The sequence below is a fragment of the Pseudomonas sp. XK-1 genome, from assembly GCF_038069885.1.
Lineage (GTDB): Bacteria > Pseudomonadota > Gammaproteobacteria > Pseudomonadales > Pseudomonadaceae > Aquipseudomonas.
Genome location: NZ_JBBPES010000005.1, coordinates 459211 through 484978, shown reverse-complemented (window position 1 = coordinate 484978; position 25768 = coordinate 459211). Strand labels below are relative to the sequence as shown.

General features: G+C 61.5%; 28 protein-coding genes. 14 read left to right on the top strand and 14 right to left on the bottom strand.

Annotated features, from left to right (window positions below):
• Positions 1-659: 659 nt before the first annotated feature.
• Together pssA and ilvC are read right to left on the bottom strand one after the other, a co-directional pair.
• A complete protein-coding gene (gene pssA / locus WMW70_RS16070; protein ID WP_341438463.1) occupies positions 660-1475 on the bottom strand; it encodes a CDP-diacylglycerol--serine O-phosphatidyltransferase in 816 nt (271 codons plus the stop codon).
• A gap of 154 nt (positions 1476-1629) precedes the next feature.
• A complete protein-coding gene (ilvC, locus tag WMW70_RS16065) occupies positions 1630-2646 on the bottom strand; it encodes a ketol-acid reductoisomerase (RefSeq protein ID WP_325508644.1) in 1017 nt (338 codons plus the stop codon).
• Between the two features lie 125 nt (positions 2647-2771).
• On the opposite strand from ilvC, the gene ilvY reads away from it, so the two are divergent.
• Positions 2772-3653, top strand: a complete 882-nt coding sequence (ilvY, locus tag WMW70_RS16060; protein ID WP_341438462.1) for an HTH-type transcriptional activator IlvY — start codon at positions 2772-2774, stop codon at positions 3651-3653.
• A gap of 107 nt (positions 3654-3760) precedes the next feature.
• On the opposite strand, the gene ilvN is transcribed toward ilvY, so the two are convergent.
• Both ilvN and WMW70_RS16050 read right to left on the bottom strand, forming a co-directional pair.
• Complete coding sequence (gene ilvN, locus WMW70_RS16055; protein ID WP_298116935.1) at positions 3761-4252, bottom strand: acetolactate synthase small subunit; 492 nt, start codon at positions 4250-4252, stop codon at positions 3761-3763.
• Positions 4253-4254: 2 nt separating this feature from the next.
• On the bottom strand, positions 4255-5979 hold the full coding sequence (locus WMW70_RS16050) for an acetolactate synthase 3 large subunit (RefSeq protein WP_341438461.1): 1725 nt from the start codon (positions 5977-5979) through the stop codon (positions 4255-4257).
• A 422-nt stretch (positions 5980-6401) separates the two neighbouring features.
• On the opposite strand from WMW70_RS16050, the gene WMW70_RS16045 reads away from it, so the two are divergent.
• Positions 6402-6848 (top strand): DUF4124 domain-containing protein, encoded by a 447-nt coding sequence (locus WMW70_RS16045; RefSeq protein ID WP_341438460.1) that lies wholly within the window; start codon positions 6402-6404, stop codon positions 6846-6848.
• A 17-nt stretch (positions 6849-6865) separates the two neighbouring features.
• On the opposite strand, the gene WMW70_RS16040 is transcribed toward WMW70_RS16045, so the two are convergent.
• The 3 genes from WMW70_RS16040 to mrcB are packed head-to-tail and all read right to left on the bottom strand — an operon-like array spanning position 6866 to position 10224.
• Positions 6866-7198, bottom strand: a complete 333-nt coding sequence (locus WMW70_RS16040) for a YqcC family protein (protein WP_341438459.1) — start codon at positions 7196-7198, stop codon at positions 6866-6868.
• Entirely contained in the window at positions 7198-7890 is a 693-nt protein-coding gene (locus WMW70_RS16035; RefSeq protein WP_341438458.1) for a tetratricopeptide repeat protein, read from the bottom strand. The genes WMW70_RS16040 and WMW70_RS16035 overlap by 1 nt, the downstream gene beginning before the upstream one ends.
• A gap of 15 nt (positions 7891-7905) precedes the next feature.
• The gene (mrcB, locus tag WMW70_RS16030) at positions 7906-10224 is read right to left on the bottom strand and encodes a penicillin-binding protein 1B (protein ID WP_341438457.1); all 2319 of its coding nucleotides are present in this window, start codon (positions 10222-10224) and stop codon (positions 7906-7908) included.
• A gap of 117 nt (positions 10225-10341) precedes the next feature.
• Between mrcB and WMW70_RS16025 the strand changes: the two genes are divergently transcribed.
• From WMW70_RS16025 to WMW70_RS16005, 5 genes are all read left to right on the top strand, one after another.
• Positions 10342-11904, top strand: a complete 1563-nt coding sequence (locus WMW70_RS16025; RefSeq protein WP_341438456.1) for a bifunctional aminoglycoside phosphotransferase/ATP-binding protein — start codon at positions 10342-10344, stop codon at positions 11902-11904.
• An 89-nt stretch (positions 11905-11993) separates the two neighbouring features.
• Positions 11994-12344, top strand: a complete 351-nt coding sequence (locus WMW70_RS16020) for a pentapeptide repeat-containing protein (RefSeq protein WP_341438455.1) — start codon at positions 11994-11996, stop codon at positions 12342-12344.
• Entirely contained in the window at positions 12341-13090 is a 750-nt protein-coding gene (locus WMW70_RS16015) for a class I SAM-dependent methyltransferase (protein WP_341438454.1), read from the top strand. The genes WMW70_RS16020 and WMW70_RS16015 overlap by 4 nt, the downstream gene beginning before the upstream one ends.
• Positions 13091-13127: 37 nt before the next feature.
• A complete protein-coding gene (locus tag WMW70_RS16010) occupies positions 13128-13400 on the top strand; it encodes a TfoX/Sxy family protein (RefSeq protein ID WP_341438453.1) in 273 nt (90 codons plus the stop codon).
• 106 nt (positions 13401-13506) lie between these two features.
• A complete protein-coding gene (locus tag WMW70_RS16005; protein ID WP_341438452.1) occupies positions 13507-14307 on the top strand; it encodes a cyclic nucleotide-binding domain-containing protein in 801 nt (266 codons plus the stop codon).
• A 278-nt stretch (positions 14308-14585) separates the two neighbouring features.
• On the opposite strand, the gene WMW70_RS16000 is transcribed toward WMW70_RS16005, so the two are convergent.
• The 4 genes from WMW70_RS16000 to WMW70_RS15985 form a co-directional block, all read right to left on the bottom strand.
• The gene (locus WMW70_RS16000) at positions 14586-14900 is read right to left on the bottom strand and encodes a cytosolic protein (RefSeq protein WP_341438451.1); all 315 of its coding nucleotides are present in this window, start codon (positions 14898-14900) and stop codon (positions 14586-14588) included.
• Between the two features lie 150 nt (positions 14901-15050).
• Positions 15051-15932, bottom strand: a complete 882-nt coding sequence (locus tag WMW70_RS15995; RefSeq protein ID WP_341438450.1) for a ChaN family lipoprotein — start codon at positions 15930-15932, stop codon at positions 15051-15053.
• 10 nt (positions 15933-15942) lie between these two features.
• A complete protein-coding gene (locus tag WMW70_RS15990; protein WP_341438449.1) occupies positions 15943-16710 on the bottom strand; it encodes a heme ABC transporter ATP-binding protein in 768 nt (255 codons plus the stop codon).
• Complete coding sequence (locus tag WMW70_RS15985; RefSeq protein ID WP_341438448.1) at positions 16710-17747, bottom strand: FecCD family ABC transporter permease; 1038 nt, start codon at positions 17745-17747, stop codon at positions 16710-16712. The genes WMW70_RS15990 and WMW70_RS15985 overlap by 1 nt, the downstream gene beginning before the upstream one ends.
• A 197-nt stretch (positions 17748-17944) precedes the next feature.
• Between WMW70_RS15985 and WMW70_RS15980 the strand changes: the two genes are divergently transcribed.
• Positions 17945-18271, top strand: a complete 327-nt coding sequence (locus tag WMW70_RS15980; RefSeq protein ID WP_341438447.1) for a Rieske (2Fe-2S) protein — start codon at positions 17945-17947, stop codon at positions 18269-18271.
• Positions 18272-18410: 139 nt separating this feature from the next.
• Here the strand turns inward: WMW70_RS15980 and WMW70_RS15975 are convergent, their stop codons facing one another.
• Entirely contained in the window at positions 18411-19301 is an 891-nt protein-coding gene (locus tag WMW70_RS15975; RefSeq protein ID WP_341438446.1) for an esterase/lipase family protein, read from the bottom strand.
• A gap of 121 nt (positions 19302-19422) precedes the next feature.
• Between WMW70_RS15975 and WMW70_RS15970 the strand changes: the two genes are divergently transcribed.
• Positions 19423-20160: a class I SAM-dependent methyltransferase gene (locus WMW70_RS15970; protein WP_341438445.1), complete on the top strand. Its 738-nt coding sequence runs from the start codon at positions 19423-19425 to the stop codon at positions 20158-20160.
• On the opposite strand, the gene WMW70_RS15965 is transcribed toward WMW70_RS15970, so the two are convergent.
• Entirely contained in the window at positions 20141-21229 is a 1089-nt protein-coding gene (locus WMW70_RS15965) for a fatty acid desaturase family protein (RefSeq protein WP_341438444.1), read from the bottom strand. The two genes, WMW70_RS15970 and WMW70_RS15965, sit on opposite strands and share 20 nt — an antisense overlap.
• A gap of 16 nt (positions 21230-21245) precedes the next feature.
• Positions 21246-22361, bottom strand: a complete 1116-nt coding sequence (locus tag WMW70_RS15960) for a ferredoxin reductase (RefSeq protein ID WP_341438443.1) — start codon at positions 22359-22361, stop codon at positions 21246-21248.
• A 212-nt stretch (positions 22362-22573) separates the two neighbouring features.
• Here WMW70_RS15960 and WMW70_RS15955 point away from each other — a divergent pair, with 212 nt between their 5' ends.
• The 5 genes from WMW70_RS15955 (at position 22574) to WMW70_RS15935 (ending at position 25752) form a co-directional block, all read left to right on the top strand.
• Complete coding sequence (locus tag WMW70_RS15955) at positions 22574-23164, top strand: TetR family transcriptional regulator (RefSeq protein ID WP_341438476.1); 591 nt, start codon at positions 22574-22576, stop codon at positions 23162-23164.
• A gap of 177 nt (positions 23165-23341) precedes the next feature.
• Complete coding sequence (gene ureE / locus WMW70_RS15950) at positions 23342-23842, top strand: urease accessory protein UreE (RefSeq protein ID WP_341438442.1); 501 nt, start codon at positions 23342-23344, stop codon at positions 23840-23842.
• The gene (locus WMW70_RS15945; RefSeq protein ID WP_341438441.1) at positions 23839-24513 is read left to right on the top strand and encodes an urease accessory protein UreF; all 675 of its coding nucleotides are present in this window, start codon (positions 23839-23841) and stop codon (positions 24511-24513) included. The genes ureE and WMW70_RS15945 overlap by 4 nt, the downstream gene beginning before the upstream one ends.
• 19 nt (positions 24514-24532) lie before the next feature.
• Positions 24533-25147 carry an urease accessory protein UreG gene (gene ureG, locus WMW70_RS15940; protein ID WP_296222197.1) on the top strand — a complete coding sequence of 205 codons (615 nt, stop codon included), beginning with the start codon at positions 24533-24535 and terminating at the stop codon, positions 25145-25147.
• Positions 25148-25179: 32 nt separating this feature from the next.
• Positions 25180-25752 (top strand): HupE/UreJ family protein, encoded by a 573-nt coding sequence (locus WMW70_RS15935; protein WP_341438440.1) that lies wholly within the window; start codon positions 25180-25182, stop codon positions 25750-25752.
• The last annotated feature ends 16 nt before the right edge of the window (positions 25753-25768 follow it).

Below are 25768 nucleotides of genomic sequence, written 5' to 3'. Positions count from 1 at the left end.
AAAAAACTCTCAAATTAACGAGTGTTACTTGTGATGCTGATAATCTTGCGACTAGCAGTCTTACCTCACAAGCACCCACACGAATTGCTTGATTCAGTTGTTAAAGAGCGGTTGGTTAAGTCTTTCGCCTCAACCGAGGCGCGCATTCTACAGCAGCCTCATCTTGCGTCAAGCTGTTTTTCGAAGTTCTTTCCGAAGAAGTTCTTTCTACTCAACTACTTGCATCCCCGACCAACATCCAGCTTCTCGTTAGCGGGAGGCGAATTCTACAGCGTTTCAAACCGCTGTCAACCACCTCTTCAACCGCTACCGATCTACCTGATCGAAGCCACCAACAGGATCAAACCACCACCCTGTCAGCCCGGCGCATTCTACACAGCTTTCGCTGCTTTGCAACCTCTCTTTTAAAGCTAACTTATTGTTTTAAAATAAGTTTTCCGAGAGACCTGCGCCGGAAGAGGTGCGCATTATAGGGGCAAGCTGAGCCAGGTCAAGGCATTATTACGCTTTTACGGCAACCGGCTTCCCGCATCACCCAGCCACGCCCACGAGAGCAAAGGAACAACTTCCTGGGAACAGCGACTCAATGCAAGAAAACTAACACCACAGAAACGCCGAAGCCGTTGATGCGAACATCAACGGCTTCGGCGGCAGACCCGTTACTCAGTCGTTTTACGACGTCGCAACTGCAGCAAATACTGGATAGGCCCTGATGCGGCATATGCCAGGAAGATGATCAGCAAGATACGCGGCGGATCACTGAACACTACAGCGAAAACCAGCACCACCGCCAGAATGGCCACAAAAGGTACACGACCTTTCAGGTCGAGATCCTTGAAGCTGTAGTACTTGATGTTGCTGACCATCAGCACACCCGCGGCCGCCACTAGGATCGCCACGGCAAAAGCCATATTCGAGCCCTTGATGCCGAAATCGCTAAAGGCCCAGACCGTACCCGCCACCACGCCGGCAGCTGCGGGACTGGCCAGGCCGATAAAGTAGCGCTTATCGACACTGCCGATCTGCGTATTGAAGCGCGCCAGACGCAAGGCCGCACCGGCGACATAGATGAAGGCCACCATCCAGCCTACCTTGCCCATGCTACCGAGCGCCCACTCGAACGCCAGCAGGGCCGGGGCTACACCAAAGGCGACCATATCGGACAACGAGTCATATTCGGCACCGAAGGCGCTCTGGGTATTGGTCAGGCGTGCAACACGACCATCCAGACCATCAAGCACCATAGCGACGAACACAGCCGCCGCTGCCACATAGAAGTTGCCGTTCATGGCATTGATGATGGCGTAGAAGCCAGCAAACAGATTGGCCGTGGTAAACAAGTTTGGCAGCAGATAAATGCCGCGATGACGAACCTTGCGACCCTCGTCGTCGTGCCCCTCTTCTATATGCTCGTCAATGGGCAACAAGCTTTCTGTTTCGGGGGGCGACTGGGGCTCATCTGGACGTTCGTTCATGAACAATACCTTGCAACGGATTTGGAAATTTCGACAGGCCGTATCGACAAGGGTTCGTCGACACCACCCATTCAGTACCCAGGCTTTATACCAGAACCCTTGGCGCACCATGAAAAAACGCGGCCATGGCCGCGTTCTTTCACATCAATAAGCCTTAGTTCTTGGCTTTGTCGACGATTTTGTTCGCCGAGATCCACGGCATCATGGAGCGCAGCTGCTCACCTACAACTTCGATACCGTGAGCCGCGTTGTTGCGACGGTAGGCAGTCATCGATGGATAGTTGGCCGCACCTTCCTGGATAAACATCTTGGCGTATTCGCCGTCCTGAATACGCTTCAGGGCGTTGCGCATGGCAGCACGGGATTCGGCGTTGATGACCTCAGGGCCAGTCACGTACTCGCCGTATTCGGCGTTGTTGGAGATCGAGTAGTTCATGTTGGCGATACCGCCTTCGTACATGAGGTCAACGATCAGCTTCAGCTCGTGCAAGCACTCGAAGTAAGCCATTTCCGGCGCGTAACCTGCGTCGACCAGGGTTTCGAAGCCAGCTTTGACCAGCTCAACGCAACCGCCACAGAGAACAGCCTGCTCGCCGAACAGGTCGGTTTCGGTTTCGTCCTTGAAGGTGGTTTCGATGATGCCGGTACGGCCACCGCCAACGCCCGAAGCGTAGGACAGGGCAACGTTCTTGGCATTGCCAGAAGCGTCCTGATAGATAGCGATCAGATCAGGGATACCGCCGCCCTTGACGAACTCGGAACGCACGGTGTGACCTGGAGCCTTGGGCGCGATCATGATCACGTCGAGGTCGCTACGCGGCACAACCTGGTTGTAGTGAATGGCGAAGCCGTGGGAGAAGGCCAGGGTTGCGCCCTTCTTGATATTCGGTTCGATTTCGTTCTTGTACAGCTGGGACTGGAACTCGTCCGGGGTCAGGATCATGACCAGGTCGGCACCGGCAACAGCAGTGGCAACGTCAGCCACTTTCAGGCCATGGGCTTCTGCCTTGGCAACGGTGGCCGAGCCTTTACGCAGGCCAACAGTGACGTCGACACCGGAATCTTTCAGGTTGCACGCTTGGGCGTGGCCCTGGGAACCGTAACCGATGATGGCAACTTTCTTGCCCTGGATGATCGAGAGGTCACAGTCTTTGTCGTAATAAACTTTCATGTTCTTGGCTCTTTTAATCGGAAAAGGATGGGGTGCATGCACCGCGACGAGGACACCTTAAGTGATCCGCCCCGTTGCGTAAAATGATATATTTGCAACACTACATGCCGATATTTGAAACAATCATGGACAGTCACGCCCTCAAGCTTTTTCTTGCCCTGGCCGACAATCTGCACTTCGGTAAAACCAGCCGCGAGCAGCACGTCAGCCCCTCCGCGCTCAGCCGCAGCATCAAACAGCTCGAGGATGAACTGGGTGCACCGCTGTTTCTGCGAGACAACCGCTCAGTGCGCCTGACCCGCGAGGGGCATCAGTTCCGCGAGTACGCCAGCGACGTCATAAACGGCTGGCACGCCATCCGCCAGACCTTCAAGCAGGATCAGCTGATCCTCCACGGCGAGCTCTCCCTATACTGCTCGGTAACGGCCAGCTACAGCTTCCTCTACGACATCCTGAGCAGTTTTCGCCAGGATTATCCGCGCATTGAAATGAAACTGCACACCGGCGACCCAGCCAAAGCCGTTGAGCGCGTGCAAGAAGGACTGGAAGACCTTGCCATCGGTGCCCGCCCCGACAGCTTGCCGGCCGGCATCGAATTTCAGCCGATAGCCCGTTCAGAGCTGTGCTTTATCGGCCCGCAGTCACCTCAGCTATTGAGCGAAGAACAGCTTAGGCATCCCACGGCGGAGAGCTGGCGGGACGTGCCGATGATCCTCTCGGAAGAAGGCCTCGCCCGCACCCGAACCGACCTGTGGCTGAAAAGCCACAACATCAAACCGCGCATTTATGCACAGGTAAGTGGCAACGAAGCCATCGTCAGCATGGTGAGCCTGGGCTTTGGTATTGGTGTGGTTCCACAGATCGTACTCGACAACAGCCCACTGACCGCACGTATCCGCATTTACGATATTCAGCCACCGTTAGCCGCCTACGACATTGGCCTGTTCGCGCTGGAAAAACGCCTTAAGGATCCGCTGATCAACGCCTTCTGGAGTCGCCAACGCTAAATGACGGCAGCAACGCTCCGCCGCGTACGAGGTGCTTAGCCCGAAAAGCAAAAAGCCCTCAGGAGATATTTCCCCCGAGGGCTTTTCGTTTTATCAGCACGACGCAATCAGATACTCAGCACCTTGTCGCCGCGGGCAATGCCAGTAACGCCACTGCGTACGGTTTCCAGGATCGACGCGGTGCCGATGGCCTGGATAAAGCTGTCCAGCTTGTCGCTCGTGCCGGCCAGCTGGATGGTGTAGACGCTGGTATTCACGTCGACGATCTGCCCACGGAAGATGTCGGTGGTTCGCTTGACCTCGGCGCGCTGGGCACCGGTTGCCTTGACCTTGACCAGCATCAGCTCGCGCTCGACGTGAGCACTTTCCGACAGGTCAACCAGCTTGACCACCTCGACCAGCTTGTTGAGGTTCTTGGTGATCTGCTCGATTACTTCATCATGGCCCACAGTGGTCAGGGTCAGACGCGACAGGGTCGGGTCTTCGGTCGGAGCCACGGTGAGACTTTCGATGTTGTAGTTGCGTTGCGAGAACAGACCAACCACGCGGGACAATGCGCCAGGCTCGTTTTCCAGCAGCAGGGAAATAATGTGTCGCATGATTAGGTCCGCTCCGTCTTGCTTAGCCACATGTCGCGCATCGCACCGTCTTTGATCTGCATCGGGTAGACGTGCTCGCTGGTATCGACCTGGATATCGAGGAACACCAGGCGATCCTTCATGGCGAACGCCTCTTCCAGCTTCGGCTTCAGGTCTTTCAGGTCGGTGATGCGCATGCCGACATGGCCATAGGCCTCGGCCAGTTTGACGAAGTCCGGCAACGACTCCATATAGGAGTGCGAGTGACGGCTACCGTAGTTCATGTCCTGCCACTGGCGCACCATACCCAGGGCACCATTATTCAGGTTGACGATTTTCACCGGCAGGTCGTACTGCAGGCAGGTCGACAGCTCCTGGATATTCATCTGGATGCTGCCCTCACCGGTCACGCACGCCACGTCGGCATCCGGGAAGCTCAGTTTGACGCCCATGGCCGCCGGAAAACCGAAGCCCATGGTGCCCAGGCCGCCGGAGTTGATCCAACGGTTAGGCTTGTTGAAACGGTAGTACTGAGCCGCGAACATCTGGTGCTGACCCACGTCGGAGGTCACGAACGCGTCGCCGCCGGTGACTTCGGACAGGGTTTCGATCACGGTCTGCGGCTTGATGATGCTGCCGTCGCCCTTGTCGTAAGGGAACATGATGCGACCACCGCGCCACTCCTCGATCTGCTTCCACCAGCTAGACAGCGCCTCTTTGTTGAGGTTCTCACCGATCTCCTTGAGGATCGCGACCATCTCGGTCATCACGCTCTCGACCGGCCCGACGATAGGAATATCGGCCTTGATAGTCTTGGAAATGGAGGCTGGATCGATATCGATATGAATGATCTTGGCGTTCGGACAGAACTTGCTCGCACCGTTGATCACGCGATCGTCGAAACGCGCGCCGACAGCGAGAATCACATCTGCGTGGTGCATCGCCAGGTTGGCGGTGTAGCTGCCGTGCATGCCGAGCATGCCGAGGAACTGGCGGTCGGTGCCGGGAAAGCCGCCCAGGCCCATCAGGGTATTGGTCACCGGCAGGTTGAGCATTTGCGCCAGTTCGGTCAGCGGCGCTGCAGCACCGCCCATGATCACACCGCCACCGGAGTAGACGATGGGGCGCTTGGCACTCAGCAGCAGCTCGGCCGCCTTGCGAATCTGCCCGGAGTGGCCACGCAAGGCTGGGCTGTAGGAGCGCAGCTTGACCTTCTTAGGATAGACGTACTCGAATTTCTCGGCCGGGTTGGTCATATCCTTGGGGATATCCACAACCACCGGGCCGGGACGGCCGGACTGCGCCAGATAGAAGGCTTTCTTCAGGACTTCCGGGATTTCCGAGGCGTGCTTGATCATAAAGCTATGCTTCACGATAGGCCGCGAGATACCGATCATGTCGGTTTCCTGGAAGGCATCGGTGCCGACCATGTTGCTCGGCACCTGGCCGGACAGCACCACCATCGGGATGGAGTCCATGTAGGCGGTGGCAATACCGGTAATGGCATTGGTGGCGCCTGGGCCGGAGGTTACCAGCACCACACCGGCCTTGCCGGTGGCGCGAGCATAGCCGTCAGCCATATGGGTAGCCGCTTGCTCGTGGCGAACCAGAATGTGATTGACTTCCGGTTCCTTGAACAGGGCATCGTAGATATGCAGCAGAGCACCACCGGGGTACCCATAGATGTTTTTAACGCCTTCGTCACGCAAAAAGCGGACGACCATTTCAGCGCCGGATAAAAGCTCCACGTTGTTCACCTCTAAAACGCCAGAAAACCGCCCAACATTGGGGACGGCCTAAGATAGGTTTACTGTCAGCAGAGCATGAGCGACGGTGGTCGCCGACTACGTCAGCTACAACTGAGCAAGTATTGGGAACGTCCCAGAGTGTTGCGGGACTTTCCCACCCAGCGCGAGGTAACGCGTTGCGGGTGAAACAGGTCGGCGCGGATATGCGCCTCATGTCTGCTGAGCTAAAGCCTGCTTGCGGCGGACTCCACTACAGCGAGCGTGGAATTGTTCGGATTCGACGCGGGCAAGTCAAGTAATCCGTGATGGATTCTGCAATCTTCTGCGCCAACACCGTGCAGGATGACGATTCGGCGGTTTTGGTTATAGTAACTGGCAGGTTTTGCAGCTCATAATTTGGCAGCCTAAAAAAAGGAATCAGCATGCGCCGTATGATCATTACCAGCAGCTTGCTGCTCGCCCTGAGCGCAACCGCCATGGCCAGCCAGGTGTACAAGTGGGTCGACGCCCAAGGCGTCACCCATTTCAGTTCACAGCCGCCGCAAGGCCAGCAAGCCACCAGCATCAATACTGCCACGCCGCCCCCTGCGAAACCTGTCGAGGCGGCAGAACCAGACGCCACACCGACCTTCGAAAGCATTTCCGATCCCGAACAGGCGGCCATCGACAAGAAGGTCAAGCAAGAGGTTGCAGCCAAGGAAGCCGAGCGCAAGAAGTACTGCGAAGACGTTCGCACCAACCTGGCACAGCTGCAGAACAATCCGCGCCTGCGCATGGAGGTCGACGGTGAAGTGCGCCGTATTGACGAAGAAGAGCGCCAGGAGCGCATCAGCGCCGCACAGAAGGCAATCGCCGACAACTGTCAGTAATCGGCCCTAGGCGCGATTCAGGTCGCGCCCACGATCAGACGATCGAACTCCCCCAGCAGGCGGATCAGCCCCCTGGCCTTCAGGGCCTGCCCGCCCCCATAGACCTGCTCGGCCATGGGCTGAATACCTGAAACACTCGGTAGCGCGGCACCGGCCTCAAGCAGCTGTTTCATGCGCGGCAGAAAGATCCACTGCAACCACTGCTCGAACGCCAGGGTATCCACGCAGAAAGGCTCCTGGCTGGCCAGCGCCTCGACGCTGGGGGGCTGCATTTCCCACCAGCCCTGCACACGCAACTCGCGCTCGATCAGCAACAACTGCTCGGCCACCGTAACCAGCCGTGGATCCATCAGAGGCTTACCCGGGCACGTTCGCGCGCCTGAGCGGCACCCGCCGGATCACCCTGACGCTCGCGAGCTTCGGCGATCAGGTTCCACAGACTGGCCTGCAGCGCGGGACGGCCACTGGCATAGCTGAGACCGCGCCGGGCGAACTGCTCGGCCTGGGCCGCGTCACCCTGGGCCAAACGCACCTCGGCGAGACGATAGAGCACCTGCGGCTCACGCGGCGCAATGCGCTGGGCACGCTCAAGGCTGGAAGCCGCACCGTTCAGATCACCGCCCCCCTGCTGCTGCTGGGCCGCCGTCAGCAATGCCAGCACCGGCCCATCGAGCTGTTCGTCGACAGACAGGCCGCCACCGCTCGGAATACCACTGGGCGCACCGAGCACGGGGCTTCCGGAGGCCACGGTAGCTGGCGCATTGCTGCTCCAGGGCTGGCTGCTGATAGTGCTTTCGATGGGCGCACTACCGGCTGGAAAGGCCTGGATAGGTGCACTGCTGGCACCGGCACCCGGCACCATCACCACCACGCCGGAATCTTCCGGCAGGCTCTGCGGCTGCGCCGGCGGCAGGTTGTAACCGCCCGACTGCGGCGAAGCCGAAGAACCGGAATCCACCACGGGAATCGAGCCCTGGGGCACGCTGGCGCAGCCGCCAAGCACAACCGAAACCGTTAACACTGGAATCAACCACTTATTCACTGCACACCCTCTCACTTAATCCAACCAGCCGCGTACCCAATCCATCACTTCATTGACCGGTGCCCTGATACCACAGGCAGGACCGGCCGCCGGCTGACTGCCGCGAATATAAGGCATCTGTACCACATTCGGACAACTCGGATCGGAGCCCATCCCGGTATTGGCATCGACCCAGGCCTGCACGACGTTATCGGGCAAGGGCATATCCAGCGGCAGCGGGTCGGCCTTGCGCATAAACTCGGTCCACACCTGCAGAGCACCGCTCGCACCGGTCAAGGGTGTTGGACCATTGTCGTCGCGGCCGAGCCAGACCACCGCCAACAGATCCTGGCTAAAGCCGGCAAACCAGCTGTCGCGCGAATCGTTGCTGGTACCGGTCTTGCCGGCCAGTGCCAGGGAGCGCGGCAGCTGGTTGTAGACCGAGCGGCCGGTGCCTTCAGACATCGTGCGCTGCATGGCGTTCTGCAGCAGGTAGATGGCACCGCTGTCGAAGCGCTGCTGAATCTGATACGGGTAGCGTTTGAGCGGCTCGCCATCCGCGGTCAGAACGTTGCGAATACCCCGCAGCGGAGTATTGAACCCTCCATTGGCCAGGGTCTGATACATATTTGCCACGTTTATCGGGCTCAGCCCGCCAGCACCGAGCAGCATCGATGGATAAGCCGGCCACTTGTGTTCGACCCCCAGGCGTTCGAGGGTCTGCAGCACGGTGGGCACGCCGACCTCCAACCCTAGCTTGGCCGTGGACAGGTTGTAGGAATTGACCAGCCCCTGGTACAGATAAATCGTGCCGTGGGCCTTGCGATCGTAGTTCTGCGGGCTCCACACCTGTCCATCCTGGCCCTTGATGGAGAAAGGCTTATCCTCAAGCAGACTAGTCAGGGTGTACTGGCTTGGGCGCTCCAGAGCGGCCAGGTAGATCGCCGGCTTGATCAGTGACCCAATCGGCCGCACCGCATCCAGCGCCCGGTTAAAACCGGCAAACCGCGGCTGACGACTGCCGATCAGCGCCTGCACTTCGCCGCTTTCCGGATTGGTGACGACCATGCCGGCCTCGACCTCATCCACGCCCTTGCGCCCGGACAGGCGCTTGAGCGAGTCGGTCAGGGCAGTTTCCGCCTTGAGCTGGAGAATCGGGTCGAAGCTGGTGAAGATACGCAGCCCCTCTTCGGTCAGATCCTGCTCCTGATAGTCCTCGCGCAGCTGGCGCTTGACCAGATCGAGAAAGGCCGGAAACGAGCTGTCGGCCATGCTGCCGCGCTGGGTCACGCCCAGGGGCTTCTGCTTGGCCGCCGCAACGATCTCGGGGCTGGCCACACCTTGCTCGGCCAGCACATCGAGGACCAGGTTGCGCCGCTCCAGGGCGCGCTCGGGATTACGCCGCGGGTTATAGAAGGTTGGCCCCTTGACCATGCCGACCAGCAGCGCCACCTGATCGATCTGCAACTCGGACAGCGGCTGACTGAAGAAGTACTGACTGGCCAGGCCGAAACCGTGCACCGCACGCTGACCGTCCTGACCGAGGAACACCTCGTTGAGGTAGGCCTCGAGAATATCCGTCTTCTCGTAATGCAGCTCCAGCAATACCGCCATCATGGCTTCGGTGGCCTTGCGCGACAGGCTGCGCTCGTTGGTCAGATAGAAGTTCTTCACCAATTGCTGGGTCAGGGTACTGCCGCCCTGACGCAGTTGGCCGGCGGTGGCGTTGATCCATACCGCGCGGGCAATGCCCTTGGGTGACACGCCGAAGTGATTGAAGAACTCGCGGTCCTCGATCGCCACCAGGGTTTCCACCAGATAAGGCGGCACCTGTTCCAGCTTGATCAGCACCCGGTCTTCCTGATGAGCCGGGTAAAGCCCGCCGATCAGCAACGGTTCGAGCCGCGCCACCGCCAGATTGCCGCCACCGGCCTGAGTCAGACCCGCTACATAGTCACCGGAGAAGCGCACGCGCACCCGCTGCGAGGGCTCAGCGCTTTCATAGAACTGGAAACCGCGCGAATGCAGCTCGATATTATTGCCGGCAACCGATACGCCGCCGGGGCCTGCCACCGTACTTTCGCGGCGATAGCCCAGGGCATCGAGCTCCTTGAGGAAATCGTCCTTGGCCAGTTTCTGCCCGACAAACAGCTCCAGGGGCCTGGCGTAGACCTTGGCCGGCACTGTCCAGCGCTTGCCGGAGAACTTCTCCTGCACGACAGCATCGAGGTAAACCGCGAAAACGGCCAGAACCACCAGGCCTACCAGGCCAAGTTTGAGGATCCAGCCCAACCAGGGGCGTGCAGCGCCTGAGGGGCGCTTTGAACGGGGACGAGAAGATCGGGTACGAGTCATGGCGCGGCATTATACGCACTTTGTCTGCGCCCAGCAGGCCCGCGCAGCGGTTTGCAGACGGACCCCAAGCGGCCATAATGGCGCTCTTATTTTTAGTACAAAAGCCAAGGATCGCCCGTGAGCCAAGCCCTGATCGCCGCATTGCAGAACCCGGCCCTCTACCCTCATCCGGTGGACGGGTTTCAGGTCATCGAAACGCATATTTCCTGGGTGATACTCACCGGCCCTTACGCTTACAAGATCAAGAAAGCCGTTGATTTCGGCTTTCTCAACTTCACCGAGCTGAGCGCCCGCGAGCACTTCTGCCGGGAAGAGCTGCGCCTCAACCAGCGCCTGACCAAGGACCTGTATCTCGAAGTACTGCCAATCGGCGGCAGCGTCGAGGCCCCACAGCTCGGCGGCAGCGGCCCGGCCATCGAGTACGCGCTGAAAATGCGCCAGTTCCCGCAAAGCCAACTGCTCAGCGACGTCCAAGCCCGCGGCGAATTGAGCGAGGCGCATATCGATGCACTGGCCAAGCAGATCGCCGATTTTCACGCCCAGACCCCGGCCGTGCCGAGCGACCATGAACTGTGCTCCCCCGCCGCCATCGTCGCGCCGATGCGGCAGAACTTCGAGCAGATCCGCCCGCTCCTGAGCGACAAAGCCGACCTGCAGCAACTCGACGCCCTCGAAGCCTGGACCGAAGCCAGCTTTACCCGCCTGGAGCCGCTGCTGGCCGCGCGCGCCGGCAGTGGTTCGATCCGCGAATGTCACGGCGACATCCACCTGGGCAATGCCACCCTGATCGACGGCCAGGTCGTGCTGTTCGATTGCATCGAATTCAACGAGCCGTTCCGTCTGATCGATATTGCCTCGGACGCCGCCTTCCTCGCCATGGACCTCGAAGACCGAGGCCTCAAGGCCCACGCCCGGCGCTTCGTCAATGCCTGGCTGGAACACAGCGGCGATTACTCGGCGCTGGAGCTGCTGAATTTCTACAAGGCCTACCGCGCCCTGGTGCGGGCCAAGGTCGCGCTGTTCAGCCTGGCTCACCAGGCCGACGCCGTGCAGAAAGCCGTGACCCTGCGCCAATACCGCAACTACGCCAACCTGGCGGAAAGCTACAGCGCCATCCCCTCGCGCCTCCTGGCAATCACCCATGGCGTTTCCGCCGTCGGCAAAAGCCATGTGGCCATGCGCCTGGTCGAAGCCCTGGGGGCCATTCGCCTGCGTTCGGATGTCGAGCGCAAGCGTCTGTTCGGTGAACAGCAAGAGGCCGACCTGGGCAAACTCAGTGCCGGTATCTACAGCCAGGATGCCAGCAGCGCCACTTACGCCCACCTGCACCAGTTGGCGGATGCAGCCTTGCATGCCGGCTTCCCGGTGGTGATCGACGCCACCTACCTCAAGCAGGCCCAGCGCCAGGCGGCCTGTGCGGTTGCCGAAGCCAGCGGTGTACCCTTTCTGATTCTCGACTGCGCCGCCCCCGACGAGGTCATTGCCAGCTGGCTGGAACAGCGCCAGGCCGCCGGCAGCGATCCCTCAGACGCCAATATGGACGTGGTACGCGCCCAACAGGCCAACCGCGAGCCCCTGAACGAAGCCGAACTGATTCACAGCAATCGCGTGAACACCAACGAAAGCGCCAGCCTGGACAGCCTGATTACGCGTATTCGCCAACGCCTGCCTGGCCTGTAACAGGCTGCCAAGGGCTCTCGGACCAAGCCGCGGGCAATACCCGCCGCGGCTTCTATACTGGCGTTATCCTCCCCATTGGATAACCCTGTATGAGCCAGCCCCGACAACTCGATAGCCCGCTCTACCGCCTGATACACAGCGAAAACATCGCTGCATTCAACAGCCAGAAGCCCCCAGTCGGCGAAGTCGATCTGAGTGACGGCGACTTTCGCGGCCTCGATCTGCGCGCCCTGGACGCCCAGGGTATCAACTTCACTAATGCCTACTTTCGCGGTGCAGACCTGCGCGGCCTTGACCTGCGCGACACCCAGCTTGAAGGCGCGAGCCTGGCGCATGCGCAGATTTCCGGCGCTTACTTCCCGGCGGAACTGAGCGCCGACGAAATCCTGATGTCACTCAACTTCGGCACCCGCCTGCGCTACAGAACCCGCGCACCATGAATGAGGTCACCGCCCTCTTTGGCGCGCGAGCCCAGGACTACGCAAGTTTTCGCCCGCACTACCCGGACAGCCTGTTCGCCTGGCTCGCGGCGCAATGCCGGCAACGCCAGCGCGCGCTGGATATTGCCTGCGGCAACGGTCAGGCCAGCCAACCCTTGCGCCAGCACTTCGCCCAAGTGCTGGCCTGCGATGCCAGCGTCGAGCAACTACGAGCCTGCCCCGACCCGCAGGGCCTCGCGCTGTTTGCCGCCGACGCCCAGGCCCAGCCCCTGGCCAGCCACAGCCTCGATCTGATCCAGGTCGCCCAGGCCCTGCACTGGTTCGCCACCCCGGCGTTTTTCCACGAAGTGCGCCGCCTGCTGAAACCAGGAGGCCTGTTCTGCGCCTGGTGCTATAGCCTGATGAGCATCGATCCGCGGCTGGATGAGTTGATCGAAGACCTCTACTGGAACACGTTGCAGGGCTACTGGCCACAGGGCCGCGCCAGTGTCGATGCCGGCTACCGCGATATCCACCACCCCTTTAGCCCACTCAGCCCACCGCCAGCTGCCATCGAGGCGCACTGGCGGCTGGAACAGCTGCTGGGCTACCTGCGCACCTGGTCAGCCACCCAGCGCTATGAACAGCACAATGGCTTCGACCCGCTACAGCGACTGGAACCGGCCCTGCGCCAGGCCTGGGGTGATGCCAATCAGCCACGTTTTGTGCGCTGGCCGCTACACTTCCTCGCAGGTATCGCCAATTGACGCCACTACAGCCCCCTCAGCCGCGCACGGAGGCCTGATGAACGACGAACTGCAACATTTGAAAAACCTCGGCAAGACCTCGGCGCAGTGGCTGCATGCCGTCGGTATCCACAGCGCCAACGATCTACGCCGGCTAGGAGCCGTCAGTGCCTATCGGGCCGTGCGCGCCCGCGGCTTCAGGGCCTCCAAGGTCTTGCTCTACGCCATTGAAGGGGCGCTGCTGGATGTGCACTGGAATGATCTGCCGCCGGCCCATAAAGCCGAGTTGAATGGTCAGCTCGATGAATCGACGCCACGCAACAAGAGCTAGCTCACAACCTCCAGCGACAATGATTTACCTGAGCAGCGCAGCCGCCTATTGTTTTAGGGACGTTCGTGGGCTTTAGTATGCCCGGCCAGTTCAAGGAAATTCGCTCATGTATCTACTCGGGGAGCAACCGGCTTACGCCGATCAGCTGATCAACCGACTGCAAAGCATCCCCAGCAAGCTGCTCGAAGGGCTCGACCCCATTGGCTCGCCCCTGCAGCTGGAACGGGTCGAAGATCTGGCGGCCATACTGCCGGGCAACCAGCTGTTCATCATCGAAAACGGCCTGCTGCATGCCGCGGTCGATGAGCGCCCGCTGTTCTACCTGCAGGAAGGCGACCTGGTCGGCCTGCGCCAGGGCCTGGACATGCCCAGCTGCCGCTACAGCAGCGAAGAGCAACTGAACCTGATTCCCTATTCGCGCAGCGATGTGTTCAAGCACATCTATGCCAGCGAGCAGCGTCAGGAACTGTTTATCCAGTACCTGATCGGCCATACCGCCCTGCTCTCCGATGCCCTGGCACGCCTCAAGCAGCCCGATATCCGGCCCTCGACCGGCTTTCAGCACTTTGCCGCCGGAGAAGAACTGATCCATCAGGGCGACACCGCCGATCACGTATTTATCATCATCGAAGGCCACGCCGAAGCCTATGTCGATGGCCACAAGGTCGGGGACGTACAGAAAGACGAGATATTCGGGGCCATGGCCGTATTCACCCGCGAGCGCCGTAGCGCCACCGTACTGGCCAGCGAGCCCTGCACGGTGATGGTGATCCCCAAGGAACAGTTCCTCAGCCTGATGCAGAGCAATCCGCGGATTGCCCACAGCCTGATCGAGAGCATGGCCAAGCGTATCGACCTGCTGAACAAGGAAGTCACCCAGCTGCGCCTGCCCACCAGCGCCATCTGACAACCCCTCGGCAATACAACAACCCGACCCAGTGTCGGGTTTGTTTTATCCGGACGGTGGGTATTTTTCCAACGCGAGTAAAAAGTCTGAAAAGACCATTGACATGTAAATGAGAATTGCTATTATTATCACAACTGGTCGCGAGATCAGTCGATAAGCTCAAGAGACCACAGTCGGCCTCTTCAGATTATCTCCTCATCAGGCTAATCACGGTTATTGACCCGGCTCTTGCCGGGTCTTTTTTTACCTGTGGAAAAGCCCCAGAAACAGCAGACAACTCAGTAATCGACCTGCGCCAACCACTCCGGCAGGTTGAAAGGCTGGCTCACCCGACAGATCTTGCCATCGTGAATCGCGAAGAAACTCGCCGCCGTCAGCTGATAGCTCCGGCCACAGGCGTCCGGCAGGCCGTCGTCGGTGCTCAGGTACTCGCCGCTCAGGCTGTACTCACAGGCGGCGCGCTGCCCGCTCGGCGCTGTGAGGATCTGCAGGTTATCGATACTTTCGCGGTAGCAGCGCTGGGTGCGCTCCGGGTAATCGGCAAAGGCTTGTACGCCCTGCTCGCGCGGCCCCTGGTTGATATCCAGCAGCACATCGGCGCTGAGCAGAGCCAGGCAGGGCGGCTGTCGCGCTCGTTAAGAGCGCTGCAGTAGCGGCTAATCAGTTCATGGGCGGCGATGGGCATTGGCGCTCTCCGGAAGGGAAAGCGCGCAGCCTAACCCGCCCGACGGGCGCAAGCCGGGCTAGGGTCGCAGTGTTGCGCAGTGATCCTGCTCGGGCTGCGCCGGTGTAAACCAGACGTAATCGGCGGACTCGGCGGCAACCTGGCTGCCGACCTCGGCCAGGATCAGCACCTGCACACCCTCGCCAGCGCGCAGATCCTGCAGATGCAACGGCACGCCGAAGTCACGGCGCACATGGAAGGCACCGGCAAACAGCAAGCTTGGCTCAGGCGCAGTCAGAAGCGCTTCGGCCATACGCCGGTCACGCTGCTGCTGCACGGCGAGCATGGCCGGCAACTGGCTTTCCGGCAGCAAGTTGCAGTGCGACTGGCGAATCTGCTCCAACAACGCCTCACGCACCGGCTGCGCCGTGGAGGCCTGGCCTTGCAGCTGCGGCACTTGGGCGTAGAGCTGCATGATCTCGCGACGTTCGAGGTTGGCCGCCAGCAGCGGATAAGGCTGGCGCAGGGCATGCTGCACCAGCGGCCCGTACAGCGACCAGGCCCAGCCCGGCTGCCAGGCCAGGGCGCTGAGCATGTCCTGCGGCGGTTGCCCGACCGCGATAGACGCGCGCGCCTGATCGACCTTGATCTGCTGATCCGGCGTCAGCATTTCCAGCAGCAGGCTGCCCTGCGGCCGCTGCGCCGCCAGGGCCCGCAGCAGCCAGAGTTGCAGCCCGTGATGATCGGGATTGTCGTGCCGCTCGCCCACCAGCACCTTGGGCGCAGCGGCCAGGCGCTCCAGCAGTTGCTCAGGCCTCAGCCGCGCGCCAGTACGCAACTCGACAATCTGCCCCAGCTCGGGGTGCTGAAAACCTTGCGGGCTTTGCCAGGCGGGCAAAGCCGGTAACGAGGCCTGACAGGCGCTCAACAGCGCGGCCACCAGCAACAAAGCAATCCGCATAAACAAAACCTCAGCGAGCAACGATTAATGGATGACCCCGCTCCGGGTGCTTTTGTATCAGCACCTCCAGACCGAACACGGCCTGCAACGGCTCGGCGCGTAACACTTGCTCAGGGCTGCCGAGGGCATGGGGCCGGCCGCGATCCAGTAACAACAGGCGGTCGCAGTAACGCGCGGCCAGATTGAGGTCGTGGAGGATTACCAGCACCGCTGCGCCCTCCTCGACGAAGGCGCGGGTAGCCTGCAGCGTGGTGTGCTGATGCAGCGGGTCGAGCATCGAAGTGGGCTCATCGAGCAACAACATCTGCCCCTCACCGCCCGGCCAGAGCTGCGCCAGCACCCGCGCCAGGTGCACGCGCTGACGCTCGCCGCCGGACAACGCCAGGTAGCTGCGCCCGGCCAGGTGCAACGCATCGGCCGCCTCCAGCGCCTGCTTGATGATCTGCTCATCACGCAGGCGGCCGCTGGCATGAGGTAAGCGGCCCATGCCGACCACTTCTTCCACACGAAAGGCGAAGTTCAGCGTCGAGGTCTGCGGCAATACCGCCAGGCGTTGCGCGCGCTCGCTGCCGGGCCAGTCCTGCAAGCGCCGCTGATCCAGCCAGACAGCGCCGTGGCTCGGCTGCAGCTCGCCACACAAAGCGCCCAGCAAGGTGCTCTTGCCAGCCCCATTGGGCCCCAGCACGCCGAGCACTTCGCCCGGACGCAGCTCAAGGTTGATATCCGCCAACACCGTGCACGGGCCGCGCTGTACCGCCAGATTTTCCGCGCGCAGCATCAGGTACGCCCCCGCAGCAACAGATAAAGGAAGAACGGCGCGCCAATCAGCGCCGTGACGATACCAATCGGCAATTCCGCCGGCGCAAGCACCAGCCGTGCGGCCAGATCTGCCAGCAGCAGCAGGCTGGCACCCGCCAGGGCAGAGGCCGGCAACAGCACGCGATGATCCGGCCCCACCAGCAGCCGCACCAGATGCGGCACCACCAGACCGATAAAGCCGATCATCCCCGCCGCCGCCACGGCTGCCCCCACACCCAGGGCGGTGCAGAACACCAGTTCGGCCTTGACCCGCTCCACGGCAAAGCCCAGATGGCGTGCCTCTGACTCGCCCAACAGCAAGGCATTCAAGGCCTTGGCCCGGCGCGGCAACCACAGCGCCACCGCCGCCGTCACCAGCAACAGCGGCCACAAGCGGCTGTAACTGGCCCCATTCAGGCTACCCAGGTTCCAGAACGTCAGAGTGCGCAAGGTGGCATCATCGGCCAGGTAGGTGAACAGTCCGATGGCCGCACCGGCCAGTGCCGTCAGGGCGATACCGGCCAGCAGCATGGTCGCCACATGGGTTTCGCCGTCACGCCGGCCCAGGCGATAGACCAGCGCCGTCACCCCCAGGCCGCCGAGAAAGGCAAACAACGACAACAGATAAGGGGCAAAAGCTTCCGGCAAACCGCCAAGGGCCGCGCCGCCGACAATCGCCACCGCCGCGCCGAGGGCCGCTCCGCTGGAGACACCGATCAGGCCAGGGTCGGCCAGCGGGTTGCGAAACAACCCCTGCATCGCCACCCCACACAGCGCCAGCACCGCGCCGACCAGCAACCCGAGCAAGGTGCGCGGCAGGCGTATCTGCCCGAGTATCAGTTCGGCCTGGGCCAGATCATCACCAGGTTGCGCGAGGCCCAGCAAGCGTAGCGCCGCCTTGAGAGTATCGAGCAACGGCAGACTGACCGGCCCCAGGGCCAGGGATAACCAGAGCGCGAGCGCCAGCAACAGGCTCAGTGCGATAAACAGTGAGCGCGGACGAATAACAGGATTCATGGCGTGGGCTTGGCTTCGGCGACCAGGGATTGGCTGGCAGGATAAAAGGCTGCGGACCAGGCCGCCAGCCCAACGCACAGACGGGATCAGCCACCTGCCGACAATCCGCGCCCAAGCAAAACGGCAACCACTGATAGAGCCGCCCTTCCACTTCCACGCCAGGGCGGCATAATGCCGGCCTGTCGGGGGAGGTTCCTATGTTGCGTTTATGTGCACCGGATGAGTTGGCCGAAGGCCAGAGCCGGGGCTTTGAGATAGCGGAAGAGAAACTGTTTGCCGTGCGCAAGGACGGCCAGCTGTATGCCTATCGCAATCGCTGCCCGCACCGTGGCATCCCACTGGAATGGCTGCCCGACCAGTTTCTCGATCACAGCGCCAGCCTGATCCAGTGTGCCACCCACGGCGCGCTGTTTCTGATCGAGTCCGGCGAATGCGTCGCCGGCCCCTGCGCCGGGCAATCGCTGCAGGAGCTTGCCATCCGCGAGGATGGTCAGGGCATCTGGGTCGAGCTAAACGGCATTTAAGAACCTGTATTACGATCTCGCGAGCTAGAGCCATACAAGGCAAAAACAGGCGAGGAAGCGGAGTTTACTGGTGTAAATGAGCATTCCGAGCCTATTTTTAACGCAGTAGGGCCGACGCGCAGCAGATCGTAAATAGGTTCTAAAGGCCTGCGGCCTGCAGGCGCTGTGCATGCTCGACAAACAGCTTGACCGGCTCGGCACCTTTGCCGACCAGGCCGAAGGTCTGATTGATGATGTCGAAGTGATCCATCGGGTACTGATCGCCGATCACCGTACCCAGGTGTGAGCTATAGCGCCCGACCATGCCATCGCACTGCCCAACCTCACGCTGAAAGGTTTTGGCAAACATCCGGCAGGCAACATTCGGCCCGTCGAAACGGTTGCCGCCTTTATCGGTGATACCCGGCTGGATAGTGCCGGACCAGGAGTAATAGCGCACACCATTGACCTCGGCCGCGCCCTCACCGCCCCAGACCTCAGGCAAGCCCTGCGGATACTGCGCATTGAAGGCCGCCACGCCGTCGCTGGTCAGCGATTGCTGCGCCGCAGCCACATCCATCGGCAGTGGTTCGCCCTTATAACCGCGCTCCAGCCAGGCCATGCAACGGGCCACGCCACGCAGCAGACTCGACAATAAACGCTCGCGCCAGCTGCCGTGCGGGGCTTTGCGTTTGAGAAAATCCGCCAGTTCCGAGCCATGATTAGGCCCGGCCACCGAGGTGACGGACGCCACCCACTCGGGCTTTAGCGCAGCCGCATAGCGCGCCGTCAGCGCGCCCTGGCTATGACCGATCAGATGGACCTTTTCTGCGCCGGTCTCCTTTAACACATCGGCGATGCGCAGCAGCAGTTGCTCGCCGCGCACCTCGGTGGAATGCACCGAAGACACCAGCACCGGAAAGACTTTTGCACCGATGCGGCGCAGCGCCGTGACGATGCCGTACCAGTAGGGGTAACCGAGCAGGCTGATAAAGCCGAGCAAACCTGGCACCAGGACCAGGGGATAACGGGGTGCAGAAGATGTCGACATAGCAAACCATCCTTGTGTCATACCGCCGAGAAAGAAAGTGCTGAACCACCAAGCATGCCAATGCCGCTCGTGGGAAAACTGGGCCGCCTGACATATAGTCCTGGCTCCTCTTTGCGCTGCCATGGCCATGCATACCATCGAACGGATTTACCCGAAGGATCTCAACCCGCTTAACCCGGACGACCAGGCCAGCCTGCAGATTCATATGCAGCGCTATGAGTTCGCCGCCCTGCACCTCAGCGGCCAGCGCGTGCTGGATATGGCCTGCGGCTGCGGCTACGGCACGGCGCTACTGGCCGAGCGCAACCCGGACAAGCAGGTCACCGGCGTGGACATTGACCCGGCGGCCATCGCCTACGCCCGCGCGCACTACCAACTGCCCAATCTGCGTTACGAATGCGCCGATGCCGAACAGTTCAGCAGCGACCAGGGTTTTGAATGCATCGTCAGTCTGGAAACCATCGAGCATCTGCCACGCCCACACGTGCTGCTGGCCAACTATGCCCGTTTACTGGCCGAGGGTGGCAAGGTCATCGCTTCAGTGCCCATCACTCCGACCCTGGACGGCAACCCCCACCACCTGCATGACTTCAGCAAACGCAGCTTTTATGCACTGTTCCGCCAGCAGGGGCTACATGCCAGCCAGCACTTGGAACAGATTCAGTGGTGGCAGTTCAAAGGTTTATTCTCGAAGCAGGTCGATCAACAGAAACAGCACCGCTCAGAAGGGGTCGGCAATGCTGTACTGCTGTATTACCGCAAGCGCCCGCTGTATCTGTTCAGCCGGCTGTACTCGATGCTGCGCTATGGCTTCAGCAACCGTTACCTGACCTGCGTATTTACACGCCAGCCGGCATAGCCTCGGCAGGACGCCGGCGGTAGATCCAGATCCGCCTAAGCACCGTGGCGAACTGCTGCCACAGACTGCCGTTGTTATAGACCTGGCCGTAACGCTCTGCGATCTCGCGCACCTCCACCGCCAGCGCCGCATAGCGCCGCGCCGGCAGATCGGGGAACAGGTGGTGTTCAATCTGGTGGCTCAAGTTGCCCGTCAGAATATGGAACAGCGGCCCGCCATTCAGGTTGCTGGAACCACGTAGCTGACGCAGGTACCAGTGACCACGGCTCTCGCCGACCACCGATTCCTTGCTGAACACCGCCGCCTGCTCGGTAAAGTGACCGCAGAAGATCACCGTGAACGTCCACAGATTGCGGATCAGGTTGGCCAGCACATTACCGGCCAGCACCGCCAGGGCATTGGCCCCGAGCAGCAGCGCCAGCAGCGGGAAGAACAGGTAATCCTTGCCCCACTGCCGCAGAACCTTGGCGTTGAACTGCCTGATCAGCGGGCGTACTTCAGCCTTGCTCAGCTTGCCCTTGTAGACCTTGTCCAGGCGCAGATGCTGAATCGCCACCGAGTACTGGAACAGCAGCGCCTGGATCGTCACCCACAGCGGCTGCCAACGGTAGAACGGTTTCCAGCGCTGCTCAGGAAACAGCCGCACCACGCCATAACCCACGTCATCGTCCATGCCCAGCACATTGGTCCAGGTGTGGTGCACATGATTGTGGGTGTGCCGCCAGAAGTCACTGGGCCCGGCGATATCCCATTCATAGCTGCGCCCGGCAAATTCGGGATCGTTCATCCAATCGTATTGGCCGTGCATCACGTTATGGCCCAGCTCCATATTCTCCAGAATCTTGCCCAGGCCCAGCAGCAGCGTGCCGAGCAGCCAGGTCGGCGGAAACCAGCCAAGCATCAGCAGGCCGCGCCCGCCCCAGCAACAGCAGCGCACCGCCGTGCGAATGCGGCGGATATAGCGTGCATCCACCTCGCCCAGATCGGCCAGGGTGCGCTGACGCAGGGCGTCCAGCTCGTTGCCGAAGGCGTTCATTTCATCCAGGGAGAGTTCGCGATCACGACGCATGGGGATTCCTCGCAAGTTAAAGATCAATTTCTACGTCGCTGTGCGGCGCGCTGACACACAAGCGGATCGGCTGACCCGGCTCGCTAAACAACAGGCCGCTGCGCAAATCGCGCACCGTGCCGCTAAGTAAGGTGCAGGTGCAGCTGGCGCAGATGCCCTGGCGACAGCCATGGGCCGGCTGCAGGCCATGGGCCTCGGCCTGCTCCAGCAGGCTGTGCTGATTATTAACGGTCGCCTGTTGATGGCTGCGAGCAAACCCCAAACGCACCTGGCGCAGGCTGACGTCGGCGCGCAGCACGGGCGCAGTGAAGGCCTCGACCTGCAGCGCGCCAGGCAATTTGGCGGCCTGCCACCACTGCTGCACCTGGGCGACAAACCCCGCCGGGCCGCAGGCCAGCACGCGACGCTGATCAAGCTGAGTCACTTCGGCCAGATGCTCATCCGTAAAACGCCCAACTAACCCTTCTGGTTCAGCACCAGCGGCGGTCAGTGACCAACACACCTGCAGATTGCTGTGCTGCGCCTGCAGGGCCTGCAACTCGGCGACAAAACCGCGCTGGCCCTGCTCACGCACGTAATGCAGCAGCGTGATCGGCGCACTGAAACCCTGCGCAAGAGCGGCGCGCAGCATGCCCAGCAGCGGCGTGATGCCACTGCCAGCGGCGAGCAGTAGCACGCCCTGTTGCGCCTCGGGCCAGCTCAGCTCGCCATACGCTGGGCCCAGCTCCAGCACATCGCCGACCGCCAGATGATCCAGCAGGTAGGGCGAAACGCGCCCACCCGTCTGATGCTTGATCGCAATCTGCAGGCGGCCTTGCGCTTGCACCGCAGTCAGACTGTAACTGCGGCTCAGGCGTACGCCATCACGCTCGAGATACAGCTGCAGATGCTGCCCCGGCTGCGCGCCGCACCAGTTGCCGTTGGCCTGCAGGGTCAATTCGAGCATGTCATCGGCGACCCACTGACGCTGGGTAACCCGGGCGAACACCCGATTCAGCCGCAGCGCCGGATGCAGCAGCGCCAGCCCGGCATCGACATCGCTTTCCCGCAACCAGCCACGGGCGACCAGCACGCGCAACGGATACAGCAGGCTTGCGAGCCCGCGTACCCAGGCAAAAGGAATAAGGGCCATGGCAAGACTCCAGTGAACAATTGTTCACTAGACTGGCAGAGCATATTTATTCAGTCAACAGTCGTGCACTCAAAGTCAGCTGAGCAAGCGCGGTTCGACGCAAGCGAAGCGCATTTGCTAGAGTGCGGCGCTGATTGATTTATGCAGAGCCAGGAAGCTTGAAACCACTACAACCGCGCGCCGAACAAAAACTGCAAACCCGCCACGCCTTGATGGACGCGGCGCGCAGCCTGATGGACAGCGGTCGCGGCTTCGGCAGCCTGAGCCTGCGCGAGGTGGCGCGCTGCGCGGGCATCGTGCCGACCGGCTTTTACCGGCACTTCGCCGATATGGATGCCCTGGGCCTGGCGCTGGTGGCCGAAGTCGGAGAAACCTTTCGCGAAACCATCCGTCAGGTACGCCACCACGAGTTCGAAGTGGGCGGTGTGATCGACGCCTCGGTGCGCATCTTCCTCGACGCCGTAGCAGCCAACCGTTCGCAGTTTCTGTTTCTCGCCCGCGAGCAGTACGGCGGCTCGCTACTGGTGCGCCAGGCCGTGGGCGCACTGCGCGAACGCATCACCGCCGACCTGGTGGCGGATCTTGCGGCCATGCCGAAGCTACAGCACTTCGACGCCCCGGCGCAGAATGTGATCGCCGACCTGGTGGTAAAAACCGTATTCGCCACCCTGCCCGAACTGATCGACCCACCCGCAGCGCCCCTGCCGATGCACGCCTCGCCCGAGATCAAGATGATCGAGCAGCTGCGCTTTATCTTTGTCGGTGCCAAGCACTGGCAAGGCCTCGGGCAAACCCGCGACTGATCATCGCCCACAGACCGCACCAAAAATGCGCACAATCCCGGCGCACGCACCAAACCGAACCCATCCCCGCTCCAATTTCAGCCACACCCACCCCAAGCGGCACGCCCTGCGTGGCGCAAAGGCAGTTTGGCAAGGCACTTGCTCTATAACCGGCAATGCCCAGCCGGAAGCTGCCCCATGTTGGTGATCCACCGCCGTATTGCCGCCCAGCCGCGCTGGGATGCCGAACTCGAACTGAGCTTCGAAGCCCGAAGCAAAAGCCGCTTGCGCTGTTTCAGCCGCACGGGCGAGGACGTCGGACTGTTTCTCGAACGCGGCCAACCTGCCCTACAAGATGGCGAATGCCTGCAGGCAGAAGATGGTCGTATCGTGCGGGTCATCGCCCGCGCCGAGCCGCTGCTCCACGTCACCTGCGCCAATCCCTTTGAACTGATGCGTGCGGCCTATCACCTGGGCAATCGCCACGTCGCCCTGCAGCTGGGTGACGGCTGGCTGCGCCTACCGGATGACTACGTACTCAAGGCCATGCTCGAACAGCTCGGTGCAACGGTGGAGTTGATCGACGCGCCCTACCAGCCCGAACAGGGCGCCTATGGCGGCGGCCATCACCACTCCCATGCCGGTGATGCCGAATTCAGCTATGCCCCGCGCCTGCATCAATTCGGTGCGCGCAAGTGAATAAGGCGTGGCAACTTTTAAGGCTGGCCAGCCCGCAACTGCCGATTGGTGGCTACAGCTATTCCCAGGGCCTGGAAATGGCTGTCGAGCAGGGCCTGGTCGATAACGCTGAAAGCGCACAGCGCTGGATTGCCGATCAACTGCTACTCAACCTGGCGCGCTTCGAAGCGCCGCTGCTGCTCGCCCATTGCCAGGCCGCAGCAAGCGAAGACTGGGCACAACTGCGCCACCTCGCCGAACAACAGCGCGCCAGCCGTGAGACCCGCGAGCTGCGCTTGGAAAGCCGGCAGATGGGGTATTCCCTGCAGCAACTGCTAAGCGGCCTGCCGGAGCTGGATCAATCGGCGCAGCAGCTATTCGATGAGCTAGATGAACCCGGTCTGGCCCTCGGCTGGGCGCTGGCTGCGCGCGCCTGGCAGATCGAGCCTGCGGATGCCCTCGCCGCCTGGCTATGGGGCTGGCTGGAAAACCAGCTGGCCGTGCTGATGAAAACCCTGCCGCTGGGCCAGCAAGCCGCCCAGCGCCTGACCTCGCACCTGCTGCCGCTGCTGGATAAGGCGCAGCGTCAGGCTAGCGAGATAGAACCACAACACTGGGGCAGCGCCGCCTTCGGCCTGGCCCTGGCGAGCATGGCGCACGAGCGCCAGTACAGCCGTTTATTCCGTTCTTGATGATAAGGAAGACTCAACCATGAACAGCCAACCCCTGCGCATTGGCATCGGTGGCCCGGTCGGCTCCGGCAAGACAGCCCTGACCCTGGCCCTGTGCCTGGCCCTGCGCGAGCGCTACAACCTGGCGGTGGTGACCAACGATATCTACACCCAGGAAGACGCGCAGTTTCTGGTGCGCAACGAAGCCCTGGCCCCGGAGCGGATCATCGGCGTGGAAACCGGCGGCTGCCCGCACACGGCGATCCGCGAGGACGCCTCGATCAATCTGGAAGCGGTCGATCAGCTCAACCGGCGTTTTCCGGGGCTGGACCTGATCATCGTCGAATCCGGCGGCGACAACCTCTCGGCCACCTTCAGCCCGGAGCTGTCGGACCTGACCATCTATGTGATCGACGTGTCGGCCGGCGACAAGCTGCCGCGCAAGGGCGGTCCGGGCATCTGCAAGTCCGACCTGCTGGTGATCAACAAGGTCGATCTGGCCCCATTGGTCGGCGCATCGCTTGAAGTAATGGAGCGCGACACCCTGAAGATGCGCGGCGACAAGCCGTTTGTGTTCAGCAACCAGAAGATCGGCCAGGGTCTTGAGCAGATCATCGCCTTTATCGAACGCCACGGCATGCTCACAGCCGCCTGAATACGCACCACATTCAGTCAAGGAGACACCCTATGAACCTGCGTAAAACCCTGTTCGCCATTGCCCTGTTTCTCAGCCCGGCCGTAGCCTTCGCCCACGCTGGCCACGACCACGCAGGCGTGCTGGCCGGCCTGGCGCATCCGGTATTCGGCCTCGACCACCTGCTGGCGATGCTCGCCGTTGGCCTGTGGGCCGCGCAGCAAGCAGGCCGACTGCGCTGGGCGCTGCCGCTGACCTTTGTCGGCAGCATGCTGATCGGCGGCGTGCTGGGCTTTAACGGCCTGCAGATTGCGCTGATGGAAACCGGCATCGCCGCCTCGGTATTGGCTTTCGGCCTGCTGGTGGCCGTGGCCATTCGCCTACCAATGGTTATCGCCATTGCCCTGACCGCGCTGTTCGCCCTGACTCACGGCGTTGCCCACGGTCTGGAACTTCCAGCACTGGCCAGCCCATGGGGTTATGCCGCAGGTTTTGTGGTGGCCACTGCCGCCCTGCACGCCAGCGGCTATGCCCTGGTGCGTCTGCTGCCCCAGGCCGCTGCACCGGTGGTGCGCGTACTCGGTGCCGCCTCGGCGCTCACTGGTGCCTGGTTACTGGCCGCCTGAGCGGCAAGCCACACAA

Coding starts and splice junctions, on each gene's coding strand:
- WMW70_RS15955 (WP_341438476.1), top strand. CDS start 22,574: ATGGACGCGGCGCGCAGCCTGATGGACAGCGGTCGCGGCTTCGGCAGC.
- ilvY (WP_341438462.1), top strand. CDS start 2,772: ATGGACAGTCACGCCCTCAAGCTTTTTCTTGCCCTGGCCGACAATCTG.
- ilvN (WP_298116935.1), bottom strand. CDS start 4,252: ATGCGACACATTATTTCCCTGCTGCTGGAAAACGAGCCTGGCGCATTG.
- WMW70_RS16045 (WP_341438460.1), top strand. CDS start 6,402: ATGCGCCGTATGATCATTACCAGCAGCTTGCTGCTCGCCCTGAGCGCA.
- WMW70_RS16040 (WP_341438459.1), bottom strand. CDS start 7,198: ATGGATCCACGGCTGGTTACGGTGGCCGAGCAGTTGTTGCTGATCGAG.
- WMW70_RS15960 (WP_341438443.1), bottom strand. CDS start 22,361: ATGGCCCTTATTCCTTTTGCCTGGGTACGCGGGCTCGCAAGCCTGCTG.
- WMW70_RS15985 (WP_341438448.1), bottom strand. CDS start 17,747: ATGAATCCTGTTATTCGTCCGCGCTCACTGTTTATCGCACTGAGCCTG.
- WMW70_RS16010 (WP_341438453.1), top strand. CDS start 13,128: ATGAACGACGAACTGCAACATTTGAAAAACCTCGGCAAGACCTCGGCG.
- ilvC (WP_325508644.1), bottom strand. CDS start 2,646: ATGAAAGTTTATTACGACAAAGACTGTGACCTCTCGATCATCCAGGGC.
- WMW70_RS15975 (WP_341438446.1), bottom strand. CDS start 19,301: ATGTCGACATCTTCTGCACCCCGTTATCCCCTGGTCCTGGTGCCAGGT.
- WMW70_RS16005 (WP_341438452.1), top strand. CDS start 13,507: ATGTATCTACTCGGGGAGCAACCGGCTTACGCCGATCAGCTGATCAAC.
- WMW70_RS16015 (WP_341438454.1), top strand. CDS start 12,341: ATGAATGAGGTCACCGCCCTCTTTGGCGCGCGAGCCCAGGACTACGCA.
- ureG (WP_296222197.1), top strand. CDS start 24,533: ATGAACAGCCAACCCCTGCGCATTGGCATCGGTGGCCCGGTCGGCTCC.
- mrcB (WP_341438457.1), bottom strand. CDS start 10,224: ATGACTCGTACCCGATCTTCTCGTCCCCGTTCAAAGCGCCCCTCAGGC.
- WMW70_RS15970 (WP_341438445.1), top strand. CDS start 19,423: ATGGCCATGCATACCATCGAACGGATTTACCCGAAGGATCTCAACCCG.
- WMW70_RS15965 (WP_341438444.1), bottom strand. CDS start 21,229: ATGCGTCGTGATCGCGAACTCTCCCTGGATGAAATGAACGCCTTCGGC.
- ureE (WP_341438442.1), top strand. CDS start 23,342: ATGTTGGTGATCCACCGCCGTATTGCCGCCCAGCCGCGCTGGGATGCC.
- WMW70_RS16020 (WP_341438455.1), top strand. CDS start 11,994: ATGAGCCAGCCCCGACAACTCGATAGCCCGCTCTACCGCCTGATACAC.
- WMW70_RS15995 (WP_341438450.1), bottom strand. CDS start 15,932: ATGCGGATTGCTTTGTTGCTGGTGGCCGCGCTGTTGAGCGCCTGTCAG.
- WMW70_RS15935 (WP_341438440.1), top strand. CDS start 25,180: ATGAACCTGCGTAAAACCCTGTTCGCCATTGCCCTGTTTCTCAGCCCG.
- WMW70_RS15980 (WP_341438447.1), top strand. CDS start 17,945: ATGTTGCGTTTATGTGCACCGGATGAGTTGGCCGAAGGCCAGAGCCGG.
- pssA (WP_341438463.1), bottom strand. CDS start 1,475: ATGAACGAACGTCCAGATGAGCCCCAGTCGCCCCCCGAAACAGAAAGC.
- WMW70_RS15990 (WP_341438449.1), bottom strand. CDS start 16,710: ATGCTGCGCGCGGAAAATCTGGCGGTACAGCGCGGCCCGTGCACGGTG.